Here is a 7,236-nt window from a genome sequence, read left to right as displayed (position 1 = left end):
GGTAATGTTCTTTCATGGGCAACCGCTGGTGGTTCAGGTTTCCGTGGTTCACGTAAGTCAACACCTTATGCAGCTCAGATCGCTGCAGAGCGTGCTGGTGAAGCAGCTAAGGAATTTGGTGTTAAGAACTTAGAGGTTTTAGTTAAGGGTCCAGGTCCTGGCCGTGAGTCTTCAATCCGTGCATTAAATGCTCAGGGTTACAAGATCACTAACATCACTGATGTTACCCCAATCCCTCATAATGGTTGTCGCCCTCCTAAGAAGCGTCGCGTATAACCTAAGTTCAAATTCTGGAGAAAGATAAATGGCAAAATATACAGGTCCAGCCCTGAAATTAAGCCGCCGTGAGGGTGTTGACTTATTCTTAAAGTCTGGCGTTCGTGCAATTGACACCAAGTGCAAATTAAACACTGCACCTGGTCAGCATGGTGCAAATCAGCCACGCCTTTCAGATTACGGCATGCAGTTACGTGAGAAGCAGAAGGTTCGTCGTATTTACGGTGTTCTAGAGCGTCAGTTCAGTAACTACTATAAGAAAGCATCAAGAATGAATGGTAACACCGGTGAAAACCTGTTACAGCTTCTTGAGGCTCGTCTTGACAACGTTGTTTACCGTATGGGTTTCGGTTCAACTCGTATGGAAGCTCGTCAGCTTGTTAGCCACAAGGCTATCACTGTTAACGATCGCGTTGTTAATATTCCTTCTTATCAGGTTCAGCCTTCAGATGTGATTGCTGTTCGTGAAAAAGCTAAGAAGCAGCTACGTATCAAGGCAGCTATCGATTTATCAGGTAAGCGCGGTACTAAGCCAACCTGGATCGAAGTTGATCACGATCATATGAAGGGTACTTATAAGAACAATCCAGAACGTTCTGAGCTTCCTGCAGATATTAAGGAACAGCTCATCGTCGAATTGTATTCTAAGTAATAACGGCAACATTGCCAGCACCGCTTTTAAATTGTGGGGTATCTCTAGTGTCTGTTGTTGAACTGCTAAAGCCAAAGCCAGTTGACTATACTGAAATCAGTGCTAATCATGCACATTTAGTGCTTGAGCCTTTAGAGCGTGGTTTCGGCTATACTCTTGGCGTCGCCTTAAGCGGAATTTTACTAAAGACCCTTTCTGGTTCTGCAGTTGATGCATTCCAGATTGCGGGCGTAAAGGATGTTAACAGCTCAAAGGAAGATCTTGTTGAGTCACTGTTTGATGTGGTTATGAATTTAAAATCACTTGCAGTTTCAACAAAGGAACCTTTAAAAGAGCCTGTTTGGTTGACAATTGATAGACGTGGAGAAGGTGAAGTTCACGCTTCTGACATCGTTTGTCCTGAGAATATTTCTTTTGTTGACCCTGAAGCCCGTATATGCACCCTCAAGGGCGCGAAGGCTTCGTTGTCTATGAAACTCCGTATTACTTCTGGACAGGGCTATGTTATGGCAACTTCCGATCTGCACGTTCCTGCAGAGTCTGAAGATGTCATCTTAATTGATGCAAACTACTGTCCAGTACGCAGATATGTGTATGAGGTTGAATCTGCACGTGTTGAGCAGCGTACTGATTTAGACAGATTAGTAATTGATTTAGAAACTGATGGAACTATTGCTCCTGAAGTTGCTTTAATGAATGCATCAAATTTAATCTGCGACAGTATTGTTAATATTGTTGATAAGGATGAGATTAGCGAGCATGTAAGTGCTCCTGTAGCTCCTCCTATGCCAGATCCTGTTTTAATGCAGTTAGTTGACGATTTAGAGTTAACTGTGCGTTCTGCAAACTGCTTAAAGGCGGAGTCAATCATTTACATCGGCGATTTGGTACAGAGAACTGAAGTAGAGCTTCTAAAGACACCTAATTTAGGTAAGAAGTCTTTAAACGAAATTAAGGATGTTCTTGCTCAGAAGGGCTTATCTTTAGGTATGCGTGTGGCAAACTGGCCACCTGCAAGTATCAAAGGTACCAAATAACTAACTGTTTTAGAAGGAATTAAAAATGCGTCATCGTACAAGTGGCCGTCATTTAGGTCGTACAGCTGCACATCGTGCTGCTTTATACCGCAATTTAGCAAAGGCTTTAATCACCTTCGAAGTTATCAAGACCACTTTGCCAAAGGCTAAGGAACTTCGTCGCTTTGTTGAGCCTTTAATCACCTTAGCTAAGGTAGATACTGTTGCTAACCGTCGCTTAGCATATTCTCGTTTAAACGACGAGGCTGTTGTTGCTAAGTTATTCAACGTTATCGGCAAGTTATCTGCTGACCGTAAGGGTGGTTACACTCGTATTTTAAAGGCTGGTTTACGTTCAACTGATAAGGCACCAGTTGCTTATATCATGTTAACTGACCGTCCAGAAGCTAATGAATCTTCAGATTCAAAAGCTGAATAATACGAATCAAATGGGCGTGTAAGCGCCCATTACCGAATTTTTTTTGCTATTTACTGTACAAAACGAGGGTGAAACCTTGGATCAGATCATCGATTCTATCAAGCCAAACATTATTGAAATTACTGAGCTTGAGAAAAATGTAAGCCGAGTAGTTCTTGGACCATTTGAGCCTAATTATGCTCAGATAGTTGGTACAGCTCTTCGTCGTATTATGCTGTCCTCTATTCCTGGATATGCCATCACCGCTGTTGAAATTGATGGTGTAGTGCATGAATACAGTGCAGTAGAAGGTATTCAAGAGGATGTTCTCCTCATCTTATTAAACCTGAAGGAAGTTGCAGTTGCTTCAGTAGGTTCTTCAATTGAAGATCCTGTTCTACACATCAATAAGAAGGGTGTAGGTCCTGTTACTGCAGGTGACATTGTCTGCCCTCATGGATTTGAAATCAGAAATCCTGATCAGCTCATCTGTAATTTAACCGACGAGAACAAAGAGCTGAACATGTCTTTACATGTATCTCGCGGTAGAGGATATGTTCCTTCAGTATATCGTCCAGATGCTGATTCATCATCAGACAAGTTTATCGGACGTCTTTTAATTGATGCATCATATTGCCCAGTTTTAAATGTAGCTATTTTCACTGAGAAGGCTGAGACAGACGCAGATAACTCAAATGCTACATGTAAAGTTGCAGACAAGCAGGAAAACTTAATTTTAAATATTGAAACAAATGGTACTATTGACCCAGAGACAGCAGTAAGTATTGGTGCAACAATCTTTGCTGATCAGTTAGGTTCATTTGTTGATATCAGAAATTCAGTTGCTCCTACTGAGGATGCTACATTCAAGCCATCAATTGATCCTAAGTTAATCAGCCCAGTTGAAGACTTAGAGTTAACTGTTCGTTCAGCTAACTGCTTGAAGACTGAAGGTATTAAGTATATTGGTGATCTTGTTCAGAAGACTGAAGTTGAATTATTAAAGACACCAAATCTTGGTAAGAAGTCATTAACTGAAATTAAGGACGTTCTTGCTGAGCGTGGCTTAACTTTAGGTATGCGCCTTGAGAACTGGCCACCTGCAGAGTTAGAGTCATTCTAATTACTAAAAATTAAGGGCTGAAGTTTCAGCCCTTTTTAGTATCTATTTCCAACCGATTCTATTTTTCAAGTTTTGTCTTTGCGTAGCAAGCAGCACCGATAATACCGGCAAGATTTAATGTCTTTGCAGGAACCACCTTTGTCTTGAGAGTCAGTTTTGATTCATATTTTTCAAATTTCTTTGAAACACCGCCACCTAAAACAATGAAGTCAGGCTGTGTTAAAAATGAAATATACTCGAGGAATTTGTTTAATCTCTCGCCCCATTCTTTGAAGCTTAGATCTTCTTTTTCTCTAACAGAGTCAGCACAATAATGTTCAGCGATATCACCTTTAAACTTTAAGTGACCAAATTCGGTGTTTGGATACATTTGACCATTAATGAATAATGCTGAACCAATACCAGTACCGATGGTTAAGAAAAGAACTGGTCCTTTATAGTCTTTTACTGCACCAAAAGATAATTCTGCTAAGCCTGCAACGTCTGCATCATTAGCAACAAATACGTCAGTGCCTAAAGTTTTTGAGAATAATTCTTCTACTTTAATATTGATCCAGCTAGAATCAATATTTGCTGCAGTAAGAACCTCTCCATTAATAATTCTTGCAGGGAAACCGCAACCTACAGGACCTTTGTAACCAATCTTATCAACTAATTCTTTGAGTGTTTTTGCAACAGCTTCAGGTGTAGCAGGTTGAGGTGTCTGAATACGAATTCTTTCAGATTTAAGTTCACCTGTGATGGTATCTACGATAGCACCTTTGATACCACTGCCACCAATATCAACGCCTAATATATCCATAGACAATTCCTTATATTAAAGTTTGTTCTTTAAGTATATGCAAAACTTTCCTTTATTATCTACCGCAAAACCATAAAATTCGTAAAAATACTAACATGCACACAAAATAAACAATTAATAATTTCTATATATCTTCAGATTGACTCAATCTTCTTGATTTGAATAGATATTTTCTTAAAATTACATTAGGTAAATCACATATTGGTAATTCAATGTCCAAAATATTCTGCATATCATATTCTGACTATGGTTATCTTTTAACTCAGACTGATTTTTCAATAAAGACAGTTCAGCTTACAGATATTCTGTTTGAAAATATTCTTATAAGCGATGAAATTGAGATTAGAAGAAGATTTGTAAATGTTCCTAGACTTTTTGATGACGATCATTCAGAGCCTCTGCTGACAGATGATACTGAAAGATTTTCAATGAAATACATGGGCACAAAAGTTAAAGTAATCGATTCTTATAAATTTGCAGAAATAACAAAGAACATGAAAGCAGATCCTTTAGGTTTTGTACAAATGGATGAAGATGAAATACCATTCGATAGCGTGGATCAGGAGAATCTAGCAGAAGATCTGGTTCTGTTAGCTTCAAATGGTATAGAACTTAATGACATATCTCTAGCACAACGTGCACAAGGAGCATAAAAATGGCTTTTCCTATAGATGTATATCCTGCAGATGAAGTAAAACTTATTGAAAAGGCTTACGCATCAGTGCACAACTCAGATTGCTATGATTTAATGTTAAAAGCTGGTAAATCAGTTTATGAAGCTATTGCAGAATATGCTCCAAGTGCAAAAGACGTATGGATCTTCTGCGGAAAAGGAAATAATGGTGGTGACGGTTATGTATTGGCAAAAATGCTTTTGGAAAGTGGAGTATCCCATAGGGTATTTGCCGTAGATAATCCTCATCCACAGACAGAGGCTGAAATTGCATTTGAAAACTATTTGAAAGCCGGTGGTCATATTGAGTACGACCTTCCGAACAAAGGTCTGTTGCCAAATGATGGCATAGTTGAATACACAGCTCCATCTGTTATAGTTGATGCACTCTTAGGTACAGGAATAGAAAGTGCTCCTGCAGGTGTATATGCAAAATGGATAATGTACATCAATCAATTGCATTCTTATGTATTTTCTGTGGATATTCCTTCTGGTGTGGTAGCTGATACAGGATATGTTCCAGGAGCATGTATCAGAGCTGATATAACAGTTTGCATGCTCGCTTTAAAGCCTGGTCTGTTAACTGGCGATGCCGTTGATTATACAGGTAAAATACTTTTCTCATCTTTAGGTGTAAATCCTCAAGATTATGCATCTGTAATAGATAAGGACTTAACAAAATATTCTTTACCTATACAGAATATAAGCTACGAGGGGGTTAAATGTAATCTTCCTGTAAGATATAAATCATTCAACAAAGGTGATTCTGGAAAGGTACTGATAATAGCAGGTGCTAAAGGTATGGGCGGTGCTGCTATTATCTGCGCAAGTGCAGCTCTAAGAGCTGGAGCTGGCCTTGCAAAGGTTGCTTTGGATGATACAAATATCTCTCCAATGCTTGCAAATAGACCAGAACTAATGAGTGTAGATCTGAACAATGAAGAAGAGCTTGTTAGGGCTATAAAATGGGCTGATGTAATAGCTGTAGGTCCGGGACTTGGAGTAAGTGAGAGAACTTATAAAATTCTAGATTATATATCAAATCTTGAAGATACACCTGTTGTCTATGATGCTGATGCATTGAATGCACTTTCTACATTTGAACAGAATTACTATAACGAAAACAGGGTAATAACACCTCATTTAGGAGAAGCTGCAAGACTTTTAGGATGTTCTATAGATGACTTAAGTCAGGATAGACTTGCAGGAGCATATAAACTCTGGCAGAAATATGGTGGAGTGGTTCTTTTAAAGGGAGCTGGAACTATTATATGTGACGGTCAGAGTTTTAGTATAATCAGAGAAGGTTCTCCTGCTCTTGCAACAGGTGGTTCAGGTGATCTATTAACGGGTATAATAGTTTCACTGTTAGGTCAGGGGTTATCACTAAAGGATGCAAGTGCTACGGCAGCATGCATTCACGGAAAAGCTGCAACTCTGTATGCAAGGGAACATGGTATTATTGGCACACTGCCAATGGATTTATTATCTAATATTCAGGGATTGATAAATGGCAAGTTGTAATTTTTTGTTAGCAGGTGAAGAAGATACTGTTGAATTTGGAAAACAGATGTCAAAAATCCTTGTCCCATTGGCAAAACAGTTGAAAAAATGCATAAGTGTAAATCTTGAAGGTGATCTTGGAGCTGGTAAAACAACCTTCTCAAGAGGATTTATTACTGAGTGTTCATATGATGGTGTGGTCAGATCTCCTACCTACACTCTTGTAGAGCCATATGATTTTTCTGATTTTTCTATCTATCATTTTGATTTATATCGACTGCTTGATCCTGAAGAGTTAGAGTACATGGGCATAAGAGACTATTTTTCAAAAACAGGTATCTGCCTGATTGAATGGCCCGATAAAGCACAGGGACTGTTACCAGAGCCTGATGTAATAGTAAATTTATCATATAAGGATAAGCACAGAGAGGTTGTGATAAAATCAGAACTATTAAAGGAAGAACAACTAAATAATTTATCAGAAAAGTTCAACAAACGTGTTTAAGCTAATAAAGTTATTTTCAGTTTTTTTTGTAATAACAAATTGTCTGTTTGCTTTTTCATCGAATGCACAACAGATTAAATCACTTAGAGCATATCACAATACTCAGAAAAGCAGAGTGGTTATAGATTTGAAAGATAATCCTAACTACTCATACAGCTTATCTAAGAGTGGGGATGTTTTTATCATCAGAATAAGAAATGTTGATAATGGCTCTTTGGCTCCATCCAAAGTAGATATATCACCTGTATCTTGTGTAAAGAGTTTGGCA

General features: G+C 38.6%; 9 protein-coding genes. 8 read left to right on the top strand and 1 reads right to left on the bottom strand.

Annotated features, from left to right (window positions below):
• From rpsK to ACJML3_RS01845, 5 genes are all read left to right on the top strand, one after another.
• A partial coding sequence (rpsK, locus tag ACJML3_RS01865; protein ID WP_406020128.1) for a 30S ribosomal protein S11 occupies positions 1-276 on the top strand: 276 nt, incomplete at its 5' end.
• A gap of 28 nt (positions 277-304) precedes the next feature.
• A complete protein-coding gene (rpsD, locus tag ACJML3_RS01860) occupies positions 305-928 on the top strand; it encodes a 30S ribosomal protein S4 (protein ID WP_219937217.1) in 624 nt (207 codons plus the stop codon).
• A gap of 47 nt (positions 929-975) precedes the next feature.
• Positions 976-1,965, top strand: coding sequence for a DNA-directed RNA polymerase subunit alpha (locus tag ACJML3_RS01855; RefSeq protein WP_406020126.1), 990 nt, complete (start codon positions 976-978; stop codon positions 1,963-1,965).
• A gap of 25 nt (positions 1,966-1,990) precedes the next feature.
• Entirely contained in the window at positions 1,991-2,383 is a 393-nt protein-coding gene (gene rplQ, locus ACJML3_RS01850) for a 50S ribosomal protein L17 (protein WP_406020124.1), read from the top strand.
• A gap of 76 nt (positions 2,384-2,459) precedes the next feature.
• Entirely contained in the window at positions 2,460-3,485 is a 1,026-nt protein-coding gene (locus ACJML3_RS01845; RefSeq protein ID WP_406020122.1) for a DNA-directed RNA polymerase subunit alpha, read from the top strand.
• A gap of 58 nt (positions 3,486-3,543) precedes the next feature.
• Here the strand turns inward: ACJML3_RS01845 and ppgK are convergent, their stop codons facing one another.
• Complete coding sequence (gene ppgK, locus ACJML3_RS01840) at positions 3,544-4,287, bottom strand: polyphosphate--glucose phosphotransferase (RefSeq protein WP_406020120.1); 744 nt, start codon at positions 4,285-4,287, stop codon at positions 3,544-3,546.
• 212 nt (positions 4,288-4,499) lie between these two features.
• Between ppgK and ACJML3_RS01835 the strand changes: the two genes are divergently transcribed.
• From ACJML3_RS01835 to tsaE, 3 genes are read left to right on the top strand one after another with little or no spacing between them, the layout of a single operon-like run.
• Positions 4,500-4,940: a hypothetical protein gene (locus ACJML3_RS01835; protein ID WP_406020119.1), complete on the top strand. Its 441-nt coding sequence runs from the start codon at positions 4,500-4,502 to the stop codon at positions 4,938-4,940.
• 2 nt (positions 4,941-4,942) lie between these two features.
• On the top strand, positions 4,943-6,484 hold the full coding sequence (locus ACJML3_RS01830) for an NAD(P)H-hydrate dehydratase (RefSeq protein WP_406020117.1): 1,542 nt from the start codon (positions 4,943-4,945) through the stop codon (positions 6,482-6,484).
• Positions 6,471-6,968 carry a tRNA (adenosine(37)-N6)-threonylcarbamoyltransferase complex ATPase subunit type 1 TsaE gene (tsaE, locus tag ACJML3_RS01825; RefSeq protein WP_406020115.1) on the top strand — a complete coding sequence of 166 codons (498 nt, stop codon included), beginning with the start codon at positions 6,471-6,473 and terminating at the stop codon, positions 6,966-6,968. The genes ACJML3_RS01830 and tsaE overlap by 14 nt, the downstream gene beginning before the upstream one ends.
• The last annotated feature ends 268 nt before the right edge of the window (positions 6,969-7,236 follow it).

It is taken from the genome of Succinivibrio sp. (genome assembly GCF_045124615.1).
In the GTDB taxonomy this organism is placed as follows: Bacteria; Pseudomonadota; Gammaproteobacteria; order Enterobacterales; family Succinivibrionaceae; genus Succinivibrio; species Succinivibrio faecicola.
Note: the sequence above shows the minus strand (reverse complement) of the source record. Positions and strands in the feature narration are given on the sequence as shown.